Source organism: Neobacillus sp. NPDC093127, assembly GCF_044754175.1.
Classification (GTDB): Bacteria; Bacillota; Bacilli; order Bacillales; family Cytobacillaceae; genus Neobacillus.
This window is the reverse complement of the sequence record NZ_JBIVOP010000011.1, coordinates 138,991-155,868: the sequence shown is the minus strand read 5'-3', so window position 1 is coordinate 155,868 and position 16,878 is coordinate 138,991. Positions and strand designations below refer to the sequence as shown.

The window sequence follows — 16,878 nt, the reverse complement described above, 5'->3', positions numbered from 1 at the left end:
TCAACATTGTGTTCAAAATCAACTATATTCTTTAACACAGCCAATCCAATAAAAAAGCCCGGAGACAATTCTTATAGAATCATCCCCACGCTTCCTTAATTCTAAGTAACGGGCGCTTGCGCTTTCTAAATTTATATGAGCTTTTGCCCACAGTTTGAGCAGAAATTGGCTGCTCCTGTTTTTGTCCCGCAATTCGGGCAAAAGTTTGGTCTTGGTTGGTCTCCTGCATTCGGTTGTGAAGGAGGTGGTGTATTTTGAACTGGTGCAGGCTGATTTTGCGTAGGCTGATTCTGATTCATTTGATTCATCATTTTGCCCGCAATATTCATCCCCATCATCATACCGGCCATATCAGATGCCGCTCCGCCTCCGCTCATTTTTCCAGAGGCCATGCCATCTGTAAGTGAGATTTGCTGGTACCTGCCAACATCACTCACCATTCCGTGCGAAGCATTTTTGGTAATCATGTCCTGAATCTCTTTTGGATAACTGAAGCTCATGACATTAAACCCAGTGATCGTGATACCGCTCTTGATCATCTGCATATCTAAATCTTCTTGAATTCCTTTTGAAATGTCGAAGGAATTGGCCTGAAGATTGAACATATCCTTTCCTTCCCTTGTAATCCATTTCATCAGGAGCTGATCAAGGATAGATGTGATGCGAATTTTGACATCCTCCACGAAATATTGATCCTTCACACCGGCAATTTGATCGATTAAGGCAATATAATCATGTACTTTAAAATTAAATGTTCCGTTCGCGCGAATCGGCATGCCGCCAGGAAGTCCGAGTGTTGGGATATTGATTGCATTTTGCGTGCCCCATTTGACCACAAACTCTTTCGTGTTCACAAACAGCACTTCTACCCTCATGCCGCTATTGAAGCCAAACTTGAATCCCTTTAAGGTCGATAAGAAGGGGATGATTTGCGATTCGATATCGTACTCACCGTCATCCCGAAACACCCCTTCGATTTTTCCATTGTTAAAAAAGATCGCATCTTGACCAGGTCGGATAATCAATCTGCTCCCCTTTTTGATTTCACAATTTCTCCATTTATAAAAAATCATATCATCTCTAAATTCTTGCCATTCTACAACATTTGCAAATTGATTTTTAAAAAAAGACATCGATCAGCTGCTCCCTTCCGCTAATATCAGTATTTATATGTTTTCGACTTTGAGAATTGTCTAGCTCCAGCGCCCTAGCGGCTAGTGTCCTTCGCTCTCCGCCCTACGATAAGTCAACATCGGTTCGCTCCGCTCACCGTGTTTCCTTTATCTCAGTTGGAGCGCTCCAGGCCATACGCCGCTGAACAGGGCGCTTCCGCTTTTCTTATTTAAAATTTGCCACTGCTGCCGCTATGCGAGTGGCCGCCGCCAGTGATTCCACCTCCGCCGCCACTATTTGTATTATTAGACGGCTTTCTTTGCTTCGTCACTGTTTGTCTGACAAAGTTATCATACTTGTTTAGTACTCTTGATTGTTCACTATTCATATAAGTCCCGGCATTTACCGTGACCCGGCCGCCGGAGCGATAGGCCATAATCGCAACAATCACAGCAGCCACGATAATGGAGGCAATTAATTGGAACCACCATTGAAAAAATATATTCTCCGGGTCGGCCCCCGAATCATAGCCATTGTACCCAACCGAACTTCCACCCGGCCTATAGTCTGAATATCCATCCGAGCTGCTGCCATCACTCGGCTCATAGCCCATGTATTCATGGGAAGTCGTTATAAATGCCGAAAAGGCTTGAAAGTATTGACCATCTGATAGATCATGGGTAATGTTTTCACGAATCTGATCCAGCCGGCCATCACTCAAATACTGCTCCGCTTTTTTAAAACCCGCCAAATAGATATCCCGTTCTTGCATATCGATAGCTAGTATCGCGGTATTTCCATGCGGCTGGTCATACCCGGGAGCATTATCATCATAGAAATCCTCCACATATTGAACGATATCCTTTCCATCCGTTCTGCTTACCGTGAGAATGATAAATGCTGTCTCCCTCTCTTTGCCCAGTTCACTTGCGATATTTTGAAGTTCTGCGGCCTCTTGATCCGTCAGTAAATGGGCAAAATCATAGATATACTGGTTCCGATCAAAGGTTTCTGCTTTAGCCGGCATTGCCCATGGCATCACCAGGAGAAGCGCAATCATTAAGAAAAAGATCGCTCGTTTTTTCAGATACTTCCCACTCACCAAAACCCGCCTCCCATCATTAAAGAGACACATTTTAAAGCAAAGAAGGTTCCAGCTGCGATGCCGCTAAACCACATCGCCACTTTAGATGTGCTGATTGGCGGTTTGCCGACTATTTTCCCCGTCTCGCCATTCATTGCAAAAATATACTCGGAATTTTTATAATCATAGCTGACCATCCATACCGGCAGTAAAACATAATCGCTGTTCTTGTTTCTTGTATCAATATGTTTATTTGTATAATTTACTGAATGATAGCCTGTTAAAGTAGAACGAATATAGGATTCAATATAGCCGCTGATTTTATCTTTCGCCCGTGGAAGCAGTTCTTCGTCTGTATAATTGTATTTCTCCGCAATATATCCCGCCAAATAAGGGGTTTTAAAATCCTTTAATTGATCATACGGGTATGGCACCAATTTATCCATTAATTGATCATTCATCTTTTCTGAAGCATCAACAGGGATTTTGACGTATTCAAGGTTGATATCGCGAAAGGCATCATAATACTTTGTTTCTGTATAAATATAATCTCCCTGTGTATAGGTTCTGACCTTTGTACATGTGGCATTTACTTGTACCTTACTATTTAAATCAAATAACCAAAATGGAACATACATGCCTGTCAGGCTCTTAATACGGTTTGCATTCATGAAGCCCTTCGGAGTAAGGAGCCCTTTTCTGCACCATTTTTGAAACGCCTTTGTTGCCTCTTCCTTGCTTATGGTAAAAGGAATGACCTTTGCCGGTGCAAGAGTTCCCGATAATCTGTCGGCAATGACAACACCCGCTCCGCAGAAACTGCAGCTTGTTGCGGCTGTTTCAGCCTCTGTAATAAGAACAGCCCCACAATTCTCGCAATGGTATTCGTTCGCCTCATCCTCCGAAAATCGTACCGACTTCAATTCTTCCGGATAATTTTCAATATTTTCGTGCCTGCCGCAACTCAGGCAAGATAATTCGCCCGATTCAGCGTCAAAGCTCATATCACTCCCGCAGCCGGGACATTTATAATGAAGAATCATATTTTCATCACCTCTTTTGGGACTCTCTCTTTCTATCTATCGAATTGGGACGAGGTTTCTGTCCCCGCATCCCCGGGTAGTTGACTGATATCCGCGATCAGTTTGTCATGCATTTGTTTCATTTGCAGGGCGTTTGATGAAGCCCGTTGATAAGAGGCTTGCAATGCCGATAATTCTACCGCTAATGCTGCTTTCTTTTCGAGAAACCTCCTCGCATCCCCTTCATTACCAGCTTCTAATGCCTTGAGGCGATAGCGCTCCATTTTTTCCATGCCATCATGGCAATCATTTAATGCCCTTTTTGCTCGCTGCTCTTCAGCCATCACTGATGCCGTTTCCGCTTTTACCTTCCCTAACTCGCTGTTAAGTTTTTTTAAATACTGCTTAATCATTTTATCTGGGTCATCAGCCTTATCCAATATTGCATCGATATTGCTTTCCATAATATCATTAAATCTTGAAATAATACTCATCCTGATTCCCCCTAATTCTGAAACAAATATAAAAAAGCATCTCTACATATATACTGTTAAATTTTAAAAATAGTTTCATTTTTTATAAGAACCATCCATTTCACCGCATAAGCCAAAAGCATTGCTCATTTTCTAAAGTAAATTAACTTATGACAAGGCTCACCGCACCTGTTTAAGGTGTTGCTTTTCAATAACTCTGAATATAATTATTATTACAATAATTTCTCCGTGTGGTATAATTTATCTCAACCACTATTGAAGGAGGCGTTGTTTTTATGAAAATTACGATGGCACTTTACGGGGTGAATTTAATAAAAGGGTGAACGTATAATTACCCCTATAAACTGCGTGAGCCCAATTAATTAGGGGGATTGAACGTAGATGCGAGATGATTTAAGCGTAGTACCGTTGCCAGATTTTGAACCGGAGATTGGCCGATGGATATGGTGCCTAGAAGATGTAAGGAAACCGCTTTTAAAAAGAGTATTTGGATTGAACCAAGATTTTCTTGATAAAAGACTAAATGGCGGGCACTCAATCGGATCATTGTTATACCATATTGCACTAATTGAAGCGGACTGGCTTTATGAAGAAGTTCTTGGCGGGAAATGGAATCCAAAGATTCGTTCGTTATTTCCTTTAGAAGACCGTAATAGTGATAACACTTTGATACACATTGAGGGTCAGAACATCGAAGAACATTTACACCGTCTAAAATCGGTACGTGATGAATTGCTTTTCCATTTTCGTTCTATGGACGTAAAGGATTGGCGAACCGCGAGAAGTCTAACTCACTATGATGTTACCCCAGAGTGGGTAATCTACCATCTTATCGAACATGAATCAAACCATCGAGGGCAAATTTTTCAAATTCTCCGTCACTTAAAGGAAATAAATATTAGTCAACTTTAACGTATTTAGCAGGTTCTGCGTATTTTAGTATGAATCAAGAAAACTCGCCAATTTTTATGGCGAGTTTTTACGTGTTTATTCATTTAAATATGCTCAAATTTATTGCCGTTTTCCGCATCTATTCATGATAAAGTTCCTTATATCATATGTTAATGATGAACAAAATGCCTGCTGCCGTTCCTATAGGTTCAGATTACATACTGCTGATACCTTTCAAAATCATTTCGATTACATTCCACGGTTAGCTTTGTACCATTATCATCAAAGCTCGTTGCAAGCACATTCGCATTCTCGTTAAGGTAGGAAACTAAACGGCCATCGTCAAAAGGGATCAGCATGTCGCAATGGATTTGATTTTTAAAAACACGCCCGCTGATCATCTTAGCTAACTCCTCGATTCCGACTTCTTGTTTCGCTGAAAGATACAGACTTTCACCCTTCAACTGCGGAATTTCAATATCCACTAAATCCGCTTTATTATAAGCGTAAATCACAGGAACATTTTCAATCCCAATCTCTTTTAACGTTTGATTGGTTACGTCGATTAGTTTTTGATAATTAGGACTTGAAAAATCAACGACAACAATCAATAAATCCGCTGTTGCTGCTTCCTCCAATGTCGACCGAAAGGCTTTGACGAGATGGTGCGGCAGCTTATCGACAAAGCCAACCGTATCAGACAGTAAAAATGGCTGGTGATTGGCCAGTTTTATTTTTCTAACCGATGTATCAAGGGTGGCGAACAACATATCCTTTTCAAATACTTGTTTATTGAAAGATTGACGGGACCTTCTGAGCAGCGCATTCATAATCGTTGATTTGCCTGCATTCGTATAGCCGACTAAGGAAACTAGCGGAACCCCGCTTTTTTTGCGCTGATTGCGCTGTGTTTCCCGCTGTGAGACGAGCGCCTCTAATTCCTTATTCAAAGCGGCGATTTTTGCTTCGATTTTCCGGCGATCAAGCTCTAATTTGGTTTCACCAGCCCCCCTATTTTTAAGGCCGACACCTCCACCTTGCCGCCCTAATGATTCCCGCTGCCCAATAATCCTTGGGAGCATGTACTTGAGGCGAGCCACTTCGACTTGAAGCTGGGCCTCTCTCGTTTTCGCCCGAGTCGCAAATATATCTAATATCAACATCGTCCGGTCAATGACACGTCTGCCGAGCTCTTCCTCAAGATTTCGAATTTGCGTGGCTGACAGCTCATCGTTAAAAATGACGATTTCAGCATTAGTCTCTTCAAGCAGCCGCAGCGTCTCTTCGATTTTTCCGGTTCCGATATAAAGAGTTTTATTGATCCGGTTTAGATTTTGTGTCACTTCAGCGACTGACTCGATTTGGCAGGCGGCAGCGAGGTTCGCCAATTCCTTCATTGAATAGGAAAAGTCAGCTTGATGATGAATATTGACACCAATTAAAAGCGCTTTTTGTTTTTCCCTCATGGTTAAATTCCTCCATTCCATTTTGAAAATGCAATAAAAAAACACAGACTTCTGCCTGTGCTTAAGTAAATGGAAAAATCCATGATCAATAAACCGATAAAGCCGCGAACCTCTCTGGCTTAATATTGGGTGCAGATTGCAAAATGACCAGACACTAGTTCTTCGCTAGCAAAGCAAAGTACAGGTGTACAAGGCATTCCACTTATCCAATTTTATTTTTAAAGACCACAAAAAAGAGGTAGACTCGCCTCCTCTTTTTCACATACCGTAAAAATAAGGTTCCCCTATATAGGCAGACCAATCCCATTTACTCTGCACAGCAGGCAGAGATTTGAACGTTATTCAATTAACGGTTCAAAGTTTGGAATCGCAATCTGCAAAAATACACAGGGAAAACCTCCATTTCGCTATAGTTACAATTATCATAACACCACATTTTATGGAAATCAATGGAATATTTCTTTTCCTAGATTAATAAATACAAACTGGATAGCCTAAAGGTCATCCAGAAAAAACCAACTCTTCTTTAAGTTAGTGTCCACCCCACGCGGACAAATGTCCACGAGCGGTGCCTGACACCCAATTTTTTGACACCCAATTTTTACACCCAATTTCCTACATCATTTCACCATCGGCAGTTTAATTTCGACTAGTGTTCCTTCTTTTTCTTTGCTTTGGTAGGTGATGCTGCCATGGTGCTGTTTTATTATTTTTTTGCAGATCATTAAACCGAGTCCTGTTCCCTTTTCTTTCAAGGTGTAAAAAGGCTCTCCTAAGCGTGGCAGCAGTTCTTCCGGGATGCCGCAGCCTTGGTCTTGAAAAGAGATTATACAGTCGTCCTCCGCACCTTTTCGCAGCTCAATCGTAATTTCTCCCCCATCGGGCATTGCTTCCATCGCATTTTTTAGGACATTAAGGAATACTTGTTTTAATTGATTCTTCTCAGATGTAATAAAAAAGGCAGTTTCCTCGAACTTTTGGTTAAATTGAATATCCTTCATCATGGCCTCTGGAGAAAGTAATTCGAGCGTTTTCTCAATTAATTCCCGTAAATTCGTCCGGTTAAGCTGGACCGCCTGAGGCTTTCCCAACGAAAGCAGCTCGCTTGTAATCGTTTCAATCCGTTCCAGTTCACTTAAGAGCAGGTCGTTATAGACTATCGAACTGTTTTCCGCTTTATAAAGCTGAACGAAACCTTTTATCGTCGTCAGCGGATTCCGAATTTCATGGGCAACCCCTGCCGCTAACTCCCCGACAATCGACAGCTTTTCAGATTGCAACAGAAATCCCTCTGCCTTTTTCCGTTCAGATATATCCCGGCTTATCATCACGATATACTCGATGGAATTTGCCTCTCCCCGGACCGGCATACAGCGGGACTCAAATTCAATCCACCGTCCATCCTTATGCTTGAAACGGAATTCCATCGATAGCGATTCTTTTTTTTCAAAAAGGGCCTTAATCGTATTTTGAAACATAAAAATATCGTCCGGATGAATGAATTGACATAATTCCGCCTTTTCCAATTCAGTGTTTTGGTAGCCCAAAACCAGCTCATGGGATGGTGAAAAGTAACTAATCAACTGATCTTTACCCATTACCTTTATCAGGTCGGAGGTGTTCTCAGCAATCAGCCGGTATTTTGCCTCACTTTCGGCCAAGGATACCTCCATGCGGTCTTTTTCAGTAATGATTCGATGCAGCTTTAAGTAGGATTCAATTAGTAATCCCCCTAACATTACCCCCATCATTACAAACAGCACGTATTGAAGATGAAAGAGTGGCTTGTCTCGAAAAACATTGAAAGCAAGTGGTACTGTGATTATGTAGATAACGATGTAAGTTCCATATAAATAGAAACATTTTTTTACCGGTGTGAGCCGTTTTGTGTACAAATGAATGATTGAAAAACCAATCATGATGATGGACCAGCCAATAATAGCTGGCATCCAATGACCGCTGGCAAACAATCGTGCGGATAATGCAAAACTCCCGGTAATGAGGCCTGCCATTGGGCCAAAATAAGCAAATATCAGAATGACAATGGCATACCGAATGTCATAGGTATAGCCTTCCTGCTGGAAAGATAACATAACGAGGATACAGGAGACAATTCCCCCATAAATACCGCCCCAAAGCTGGACACGCTTGAACGGTTTAAGTTTAATAAACGAGCGGATAACTAGTGGTGTACTAACCAGTAGCGAAAAAATAGAGAGATTCATAATATAGTCTAAAAGAATCAATGGAATCCCACCCATGGCATAGTTATTTTCAAAATATTCCCTCTTATCATATACAAAAAATAGCATTATTTCCATAGGTCATAAACTTTTCAGTTAGTAGTATAGGTCCATGGCAGGATAGCAAAACGCACTCCGACGTTTACCATTATTTGTGCTATATTGACAGCTGCCTCGAGCTGCGGTCTTTACTAGTTAATCCCATACAATTTACATTTCTCATAGAAACTAGTTTTACCGATTTCCAACAGCTTAGCCGCTTCCTGCTTATTTCCATTCGTAATGTCCAGTGCCTGTAAAATGGCGTCTTTTTCAACTATGGCCAATGTTTCTTTCAATGGCTGAACCGTCAACGAAGGGGGCATTGTTGAAGGTTTATTCTCTGTATTCGTTTCCTTTACGCGGGTATTCTCCAATCCTAGATCTCGTAAATATAATGGCAGGTGGGCCAAGTCAATGATTTTTCCATCTAATACATTGATTGCCCGCTCTAACACATTCTCAAGTTCGCGAATGTTTCCTGGCCATGTATGCTCCATGAGTCTTTTTATAACGTCTGAGGATAGCTCTATTCCTTTTCGGTAAAATTTACCTTCTAATTTTTTCAATAAACCCAAGGAAATTAACGGAATATCCTCTTTTCGTTTTCTGAGCGGAGGAATTTCTATTTTAATGACATTTAACCGGTAGTATAAATCCTGGCGAAACTTCCCTTCCTCCACCATCTTTTCTAAATCACGATGGGTTGCGGCAATGATGCGGACGTCAACAGCAATCGATTTTTGTCCGCCGATACGCTGGATCTCTTTTTCCTGCAGCACCCTTAATAGTTTGCTTTGCATGGCGAGCGGCATATCGCCGATTTCATCTAGAAAAATCGTTCCGTTATTAGCAATTTGGAACTGCCCTTTCTTTCCGCCTTTTTTCGCGCCTGTAAAAGCGCCATCCTCATAACCAAACAGTTCTGATTCTAGCAAATGCTCTGGAATCGAGGCACAGTTGATTGTAACAAACGGCAGGGACGACCGCATGCTGTTGTTGTGGATCGCATGGGCAAACAATTCTTTGCCAGTGCCTGATTCTCCAATTAATAAAACAGAGGAATTATTGGCAGAGATTCGTTCAGCCAGTTTTTTGGTGGCAAGAAATGTAGGGCTGTTTCCAATTAAACCATTAAAATGGTACTTACTTTTCAAATCCTTTTCTACTTTTGTTTTATAATAGTTTAGTTCCTCGGCTAGATTCTGAATCTTCGTTTTATACATTCGCCATTCCTCAGGATTTCGAAACATAACCGTTCCTAAGGCTCCGACTATTTCACCATCTACTACAAGAGGAAAGCGGTTTGCAACCATTTCACTTCCGTTTATCGGATGAACGGCTGCCAGCTCTTTTTGGCCTGTTTTGGCGATGATGTGCATCCGCGTATTTTCAATTACCTCTTGCACGGGGCGGTTGATGGCCTCCTCAACGGTCGTTCCCAGAAACTCACAATAAGCTTCATTTATGTAGAGAATAATACCGTCACGATCGACTACAACGATTCGTTCAGCTAGTAGATTGATGATTTGCTCATGCCAATTATAAGGGATTCCTTCCATTCCTAGGTTCATCTTTTCACACCCTTTTCACATCTAGTAAGTTAATTATAACAAAAAGTGGATGGGCTGCTGCCCGCATCGGAATATTTTTACAGAATAAAAAAATCCTATTCTAGCAATCGAATAGGATTCTCTTGATTTCGAAACAGGTCCAGATAAACTGGTCAGGATGTTATGAATGCACTATTGGACGGTATAGCCGCCATCTAAAATAACCGCTTGACCCGTGACTCCTCTTGCTTTTTCACTTGCTAAAAAGACAGCATAGTCAGCGATTTCTGTTACCGATAAAAGCCTTTTTTGCGGAACGAGCGGGAAAAATACTTCCTCGATGACATTTTCTAGGCTGACATTCCGTGTTTTTGCCAAATCTTTTAATTGGTTTTGTACGAGCGGTGTATCGACGTAGCCGGGACATAAGGCATTTACCGTGATTCCGTGTGCTGCACCTTCTAAGGCGGCAACCTTTGTTAAACCGATGACGCCGTGTTTGGCACTATTGTAGGCAGCCTTTCCGGCAAACCCGATGACCCCATTAATCGAAGCCATATTAATAATTCTTCCAAAACCCTGTTCTTTCATAATCGGGAATACACTTTTAATCCCGATAAACGGGGCGGTTAGCATTACTTTTATTAATAATTCGAATTTTTCAGTTGGAAATTCCTCTATCGGCGCAACATACTGCAGTCCGGCATTATTGACTAAGATATCAATGCTTCCAAACGTTCTATAAGCATGCTCAAGGCAATTTTTATATTCTGCCTCATTCGTCACATCGCACGGAGCGGATAGGGCTTCAAACCCTTGCTCCGTTAATTCCGCTGCCACTTGATCGCTTTTTTCCTTATTTAGATCGGAAATAACTACTTTCGCGCCTTCCTGTGCAAAAGTCTTTGCAATTTCCAATCCAATCCCACTTGCAGAACCTGTAATAAATGCTGTTTTTCCTTCTAATGACTTATTCATACGAGATCCTCCTTTAACGATTGCAAAGTTTTTAAATAATCCCAAAGAGAGTGTAGAGACCGATAATGAAGAAAACGGCTATTGTTTTAATAATCGTCACAGCGAAAATGTCGCGGTACGATTGCTTGTGTGTTAATCCAGTAACGGCAAGCAAGGTAATAACAGCTCCGTTGTGCGGCAGCGTATCCATCCCGCCTGATGCCATCGCGACGACACGGTGCATTACTTCAGGTGGAATATTCGCTGCAGCAATTGCCTGATTGTATTTATCAGCCATCGCACCTAAGGCAATCCCCATTCCTCCAGAAGCAGATCCTGTAATACCGGCTAGCGAACTCGTAGTAACCGCACCGTTGACAAGCGGATTCGTAAATGTGCTAGAGATGCCATCACTGATTTTCGCAAATCCCGGAAGCGAGGAAATAATCCCGCCAAAACCATATTCGGCCCCTGTATTCATCGTAGCAAGCAAAGCTCCGGCAATACTCAGGTTTAGTCCTTCTTTAAAGTTTATGGTTACGCGTTTCCAATCAAAAGCAAGTGAGGTAATAATTCCAACGACAAGCGCCATTTCAATCGCCCAGATGGCAGCTACAGCTGGCACATCAACTGTATACGCTTTCAAACCAATAGCGGAAAAATCAAAGCCATTCGGATACCATTTTGGTATGTAAGTAATGAACAGTTTATTTGTGACCCCTACGAGAATAAGCGGCACAAACGCCAAAATCTGTTTTAAAACAGTTTGACTTGAAGTTAAATCAGGTACGGGTTCATCCTTTTCAATCGATACCGTCTTTTCCAAGGCAGCGGCAGTTTCTGATCCGAATCCAAAATACCCTTCCCCGGCTTTTGCGGCCTTTTTCCTTCTTGTCTCCAGGTAAAGCAAACCAAGACCTAGGACAAAAATAGCACCGATGATTCCAAGGACTGGCGCCGCATAAATATCGGTTTTAAAGAAGGCAATCGGAATAACGTTTTGAATTTGCGGCGTACCTGGCAGCGCATCCATCGTGAACGTGAAAGCACCAAGTGCAATCGTACCAGGGATAAGCCGTTTCGGGATATTGGCTTCCCTAAACATTTGCGCGGCAAATGGATAAATAGCGAAAACGGCTACGAATAAACTTACACCGCTATACGTTAAAATGGCCCCCAATAAGACAATCGTCAACATCGCCCGTTTCGCGCCAAGCAGGCGAACAATCGTCTTGGCAATAGATTCAGCGATGCCTGACATTTCAACCACTTTCCCAAAAATTGCTCCTAATAAGAAGACCGGGAAATAGGATTTAATAAAGCCAACCATTTTTTCCATGAACACACCGGAAAAGAACGGTAGAACATGGCTTGGGTCAATAAGTAAAACAGCTAAAAGTGCGCAGATTGGAGCAAATAAGATAACAGAAAAACCACGGTAGGCGACAAACATTAACAACCCAAGTGCCAGTAGAATTACAACTAATTGCATATAAATCCCCCTTATAAATTTTTTTTGTAAGTCCCTTCAATCAGTAAGCGTTTTCAATAAGAAACTTACATTTATATATTTGCAAGTATCATGCCAGAACTGTTTATTTTTCGAAAGAATATAAATATTCTCTTTATTATACTAGCATTCTACTTATTTCTACGTTTTTAAAGTTTGATATATTTATATTATTGGAGTTTTTATTTCCGAAAATCCGGAAATTAATCTGAGCATGATTCCGCAAAAACGGAATTTTTCCGCTTTTACGGAATCGTTTTGACATTAATTTAGGAAATGAAATCCAATTATTTCTCTATTTCAACAATCGTGGCAATCCCTTGCCCGCCGCCAATACAAAGGGCAGCAAGTCCATATCGGGAATCCCTCCGTTTCATTTCATGCAGCAAGGTGACTAGTACGCGTGCACCGCTGGCACCGATTGGGTGTCCCAATGCGATAGCACCGCCATTTACATTCAGTTTTTCGTTTGGTATCTGCAGTTCACGGCCAACTGCCAATGACTGTGCAGCAAAGGCTTCGTTCGCTTCAACTAAGTCGATTTCTTTCATTGAAAGTCCTGCTTTTTCCAATGCTTTTTTCGTCGCAGGTACTGGCCCAATGCCCATAACTGCCGGATCCACACCAGCAGTGCCACTGCCCCGGATGACGGCCATTGGTTTGATGCCTAGTTCGAGTGCCTTTTCCCTGCTCATGAGGACCAGGGCGGCCGCTCCATCATTAATACCAGAAGCATTTCCGGCGGTAACGGTTCCCCCTTGTTTAAAAGCAGGCTTTAGTTTTGCAAGCTTTTCCGCGGTAACTCCTGCACGTGGGAATTCATCGGTATCGAAACGAAGAGATTCCCCTCTAAGCTGTGGAATAATTACAGGTACAATCTCTTCCTTGAACTTACCTTCTTCGATTGCGATTTCTGCCTTTTGCTGACTCCATGCCGAAAACTCATCTTGCTCTACGCGGCTTAAGCCGTATTGCTCGGCAATGTTTTCAGCCGTTACTCCCATATGGCAGGAATTCAAGGCACATTGCAAACCATCTTCAATCATACTGTCGATTATTTTCCCATCTCCCATGCGGTAGCCTTCCCGGCCATGCATGAGCAGGTATGGTGCTAGACTCATATTTTCCATACCGCCGGCTACAACAATTTCAGCTTCGCCAGTCTGGATGGCTTGGGTGGCAAGATGTACGGCCTTTAGACCCGAGCCGCAAAGCTTATTGATTGCCATGGAAGAAACCTCAATCGGCAAGCCTGCTTTGATAGCAGCCTGACGGGCAGGTCCTTGGCCAAGTCCAGCTTGAAGTACGTTCCCGATGATCACTTCATCGACTTGTTCCCCGTTTACTCCCGCACGGTTTAGAGCTTCCTTGATTACAAGTGCACCTAACTCAGTGGTTGGGGTCTTACTTAACGTCCCCATGAAACTGCCAATCGCTGTCCGAACAGCGCTAACTATGACTACATCACGCATGAAATTTGTCCTCCTGTGCTTTTATTCGTGGCCTAATCTATGAAAATGGTACTTTTTCTCTTTAAATATTCCCTTTATTTACGAAGTTTGAACATTTATCAGCGAATTTCTATAGTTTATCAGCGAATCTAGCCTTTTATCGGCGAATTTTCTACTTTTATCAGCGAATCTGGAGGTTTTATCAGCGAATCAATTTATTTCGGGTAAAAATACCACTCAGATCCTTGAACATTTATCGTGAAGCTATGCTAATGCTGGATTAACAATAAACGCAGCCTCTGTTTTTTCCTTAACGGTCTCTAAGCTGACACCTTCTTGGAGTTCTTCAAGTACCAATCCTTCTTCGGTCACGCGAAAAACTGCTAATTCTGTTACGATCATATCGACAACACCTTTTCCAGTAAGGGGCAGACGGCACTGTTCAAGTATTTTAGACGACCCATTTTTCGCCATATGTTCCATTGCGACAATAACTTTCTTGGCTCCAGTAACTAAATCCATTGCACCGCCCATACCCGGCACCATTTTTCCAGGAACCATCCAGTTGGCAAGGTTGCCGTTCGCATCTACTTCTAATCCGCCCAGAACGGTGACGTCCACATGCCCTCCGCGGATTAATTCGAATGAGAATAGGCTGTCAAAAAAGGCACCGCCCGGAAGGATACTCGAAGGCTGCCCACCAGCATTAACCAGATCGGGATCGATTTCCCCTTCTAGAGGACCAAGGCCGATATAGCCGTTTTCCGATTGAAGGATCACGTTGACGTTTTCCGGAAGGAAATTCGGCACCATCGTTGGAAGACCGATACCGAGGTTCACTACATCCCCGTCACTTAATTCCTTGGCAACACGAGCGGCGATGATTTGTTTTGGATTTATTAATGTACTAATCATGATTGATAACCTCCCTGCACAAAAATTTTATCGACGAGGATACCCGGAGTCATGACTTCATCCGGGTCAATATCCCCGATTTCGACGATTTGCTCAACTTGAACAATGACCGTGTCCGCTGCTAAAGCCATTAATGGGTTAAAGTTCCGAGCGGAGCGATGATAGATTAAATTCCCGGCTTTGTCTGCTTTATATGCTTTTAGAAGGGCAACTTCAGCACGAAGCGGTTTTTCAAGCAGGTATTCGCGCCCGTCAACAGTAATCTTTTCTTTGCCTTCTTCGACAACGGTTCCAACACCCGTTGGCGTCAATACTCCACCAAGGCCTGACCCGCCGGCACGGACACGTTCAGCCAGGGTGCCTTGGGGAACCAATTCCACTTCCAATTCACCAGCAATCATTTGTCTGCCTGTTTCAGGATTTGTCCCGATGTGGGAGGCAATTACTTTTTTAACCCGTCTGTTTACAATTAACGGCCCTACACCCGTTTCTGTGAAAGCGGTGTCATTTGCAATCAGAGTAATATCCTTCACATTGGCTTCCAGCATCGCAGATACAAGATCCTGAGGCGTACCAACCCCCATAAAGCCCCCTGCCATAATTGTCATTCCATCTGTAAAAAGCGTTGAAACTTCCTCCATTGAAATCATTTTATTCACTTAAAAGCACCTCCTGAAAAAATAAGTGTAGTTAATCGTCCTCACACTTATTAGAAATGCAAGATTCGTGCCAACGAGTAAGTGAAAAAAACTCTTGAAATTTAAAGTATAATTTTTATACTTGATATATTTTTTATACTTGTTATACTTAAGTATATAAGGGAGGTTGTTATATTGGAAATTTGCCCCTATCTACAATACTCATTTGAAATACTAGGAAAAAAATGGAATGGCCTCATCATCCATTACCTATCACTTTGTCCCGGTGGGGAAGCTCATTTTTCCGAAATGAAACGTGACCTTCCTGATATTACGCCCAGAGCCCTTTCATTAAAGCTAACAGAGCTTGGCGAGTACGGATTAATTGAAAAAAAGGTGGTCACTGGATCCCCAGTTATTATTTCGTATGAATTAACGGAAAAGGGCCATTCCTTAACAACGGCACTGGAATCGATTCAGAAATGGGCCTTGCAATACAAAAATTAGAAAAGGAAAGAGGAGACTTACATGACGAACAACAAAATGGTTTGCGACTTAGAAACAGGCATTTGCGGTGAAGCCGGCGATGAGACATTTGAGACAATCGATCTGAACCAACCCCAAAAGAAAATCACACTTTATTATGTTACGGACCCTATCTGCTCTCACTGCTGGGCACTGGAGCCAGTATTGCGCAAATTTGAAGAGCAGTATGGACAATATTTTGAGCTGCATACAGTGATGGGGGGATTATTAGAAAGCTGGGATGGCTTTGCCGACGTAGCCAATGGCATCGGAAGTCCTTCGGATGTTGCCGGTCACTGGAGGGAAGTCGGCGAGTACTCCCGTATGCCAATTGACGGTTCCTTATGGTATGACAATCCGGTTCATTCTTCGTTCATACCATCCCGTGTGTATAAAATGGTTCAGCAACAGGATGAGCAGCTAGCGAGAACTTTTTTACGGCGTGCAAGAGAAGCTGTTTTTGCCTTCAATGAAAATATTGCCGATGAACTAGTCTTGATTAACATCGTAAACCAATTGGGGCTAGATGGAGAAACAATTGTGAAAGAAGCAGAACTCACCAAAGGACACGAACTATTAAATCAAGACTTTGCACTAGCTAGGAGCCTTGGTGTACGCGGTTTCCCAACCATCATCATGGTTAACGAAGAAAACAAAGGCGTCAAAATCGTCGGTTCCCGTCCGCTGGAATTCTACTTGAAAGGCCTTGAACAGATATTAGGCACAACTGAACCTTTACAAGCACAGACACCTGCTTCACTTAAAAACCTCATTGAAAAAGAAGGTCTATTGTTCTCAAAAGAAATCGAGGTCCTGTATGAGCTTGAACAAAATCAGGTGGGCTCATTTATTGAGGCAGGGATTTCATCTGACGATTACGAACTCAATGAAATTCTTGGAGAAGCTTATATCGTTAAAAAGTAGAATAAAGTCGTGAAAAAAAGACTCTTCCTTAGGTGAAAGAGTCTTTTTTTGCA

The 16,878-nt window shown here is 42.3% G+C and carries 14 protein-coding genes and 1 pseudogene; 3 read left to right on the top strand and 12 right to left on the bottom strand.

The annotated features are described in order from the left end of the window. Nucleotides 1-131: 131 nt before the first annotated feature. The 4 genes and pseudogenes from ACIQCO_RS16285 to ACIQCO_RS16270 form a co-directional block, all read right to left on the bottom strand. Complete coding sequence (locus ACIQCO_RS16285; protein WP_400430338.1) at nt 132-1,133, bottom strand: SPFH domain-containing protein; 1,002 nt, start codon at nt 1,131-1,133, stop codon at nt 132-134. A gap of 209 nt (nt 1,134-1,342) precedes the next feature. Next, nucleotides 1,343-2,215 carry a TPM domain-containing protein gene (locus ACIQCO_RS16280; RefSeq protein WP_483874170.1) on the bottom strand — a complete coding sequence of 291 codons (873 nt, stop codon included), beginning with the start codon at nt 2,213-2,215 and terminating at the stop codon, nt 1,343-1,345. Next, nucleotides 2,212-3,240, bottom strand: coding sequence for a TFIIB-type zinc ribbon-containing protein (locus tag ACIQCO_RS16275; protein ID WP_400430336.1), 1,029 nt, complete (start codon nt 3,238-3,240; stop codon nt 2,212-2,214). The genes ACIQCO_RS16280 and ACIQCO_RS16275 overlap by 4 nt, the downstream gene beginning before the upstream one ends. 77 nt (nt 3,241-3,317) lie before the next feature. Continuing rightward, nucleotides 3,318-3,713 (bottom strand): annotated as a pseudogene (locus ACIQCO_RS16270) (PspA/IM30 family protein); the annotation flags it as partial. Nucleotides 3,714-4,094: 381 nt separating this feature from the next. Here ACIQCO_RS16270 and ACIQCO_RS16265 point away from each other — a divergent pair. Further along, entirely contained in the window at nt 4,095-4,625 is a 531-nt protein-coding gene (locus ACIQCO_RS16265; RefSeq protein ID WP_400430334.1) for a DinB family protein, read from the top strand. 188 nt (nt 4,626-4,813) lie between these two features. Here ACIQCO_RS16265 and hflX read toward each other — a convergent pair whose 3' ends face one another. The 8 genes from hflX to atoD form a co-directional block, all read right to left on the bottom strand. Further along, nucleotides 4,814-6,070: a GTPase HflX gene (hflX, locus tag ACIQCO_RS16260; RefSeq protein WP_400430332.1), complete on the bottom strand. Its 1,257-nt coding sequence runs from the start codon at nt 6,068-6,070 to the stop codon at nt 4,814-4,816. Between the two features lie 620 nt (nt 6,071-6,690). Beyond that, nucleotides 6,691-8,316, bottom strand: a complete 1,626-nt coding sequence (locus ACIQCO_RS16255; protein ID WP_400430330.1) for an ATP-binding protein — start codon at nt 8,314-8,316, stop codon at nt 6,691-6,693. A gap of 188 nt (nt 8,317-8,504) precedes the next feature. Then, nucleotides 8,505-9,926 carry a sigma-54 interaction domain-containing protein gene (locus ACIQCO_RS16250; protein WP_400430327.1) on the bottom strand — a complete coding sequence of 474 codons (1,422 nt, stop codon included), beginning with the start codon at nt 9,924-9,926 and terminating at the stop codon, nt 8,505-8,507. Between the two features lie 171 nt (nt 9,927-10,097). Next, a complete protein-coding gene (locus ACIQCO_RS16245) occupies nt 10,098-10,883 on the bottom strand; it encodes a 3-hydroxybutyrate dehydrogenase (protein WP_400430325.1) in 786 nt (261 codons plus the stop codon). A gap of 31 nt (nt 10,884-10,914) precedes the next feature. Then, complete coding sequence (locus ACIQCO_RS16240) at nt 10,915-12,354, bottom strand: GntP family permease (RefSeq protein WP_400430323.1); 1,440 nt, start codon at nt 12,352-12,354, stop codon at nt 10,915-10,917. 305 nt (nt 12,355-12,659) lie between these two features. Continuing rightward, nucleotides 12,660-13,844: an acetyl-CoA C-acetyltransferase gene (locus ACIQCO_RS16235; protein ID WP_400430321.1), complete on the bottom strand. Its 1,185-nt coding sequence runs from the start codon at nt 13,842-13,844 to the stop codon at nt 12,660-12,662. Nucleotides 13,845-14,087: 243 nt separating this feature from the next. Beyond that, entirely contained in the window at nt 14,088-14,738 is a 651-nt protein-coding gene (locus ACIQCO_RS16230; RefSeq protein ID WP_400430319.1) for a CoA transferase subunit B, read from the bottom strand. Next, nucleotides 14,735-15,388 (bottom strand): acetate CoA-transferase subunit alpha, encoded by a 654-nt coding sequence (gene atoD, locus ACIQCO_RS16225; RefSeq protein ID WP_400430387.1) that lies wholly within the window; start codon nt 15,386-15,388, stop codon nt 14,735-14,737. The genes ACIQCO_RS16230 and atoD overlap by 4 nt, the downstream gene beginning before the upstream one ends. 183 nt (nt 15,389-15,571) lie before the next feature. Here atoD and ACIQCO_RS16220 point away from each other — a divergent pair, with 183 nt between their 5' ends. Together ACIQCO_RS16220 and ACIQCO_RS16215 are read left to right on the top strand one after the other, a co-directional pair. Next, nucleotides 15,572-15,883 (top strand): winged helix-turn-helix transcriptional regulator, encoded by a 312-nt coding sequence (locus ACIQCO_RS16220; RefSeq protein ID WP_400430317.1) that lies wholly within the window; start codon nt 15,572-15,574, stop codon nt 15,881-15,883. A 21-nt stretch (nt 15,884-15,904) separates the two neighbouring features. After that, complete coding sequence (locus ACIQCO_RS16215) at nt 15,905-16,825, top strand: DsbA family protein (RefSeq protein WP_400430315.1); 921 nt, start codon at nt 15,905-15,907, stop codon at nt 16,823-16,825. Nucleotides 16,826-16,878 lie beyond the last annotated feature (53 nt).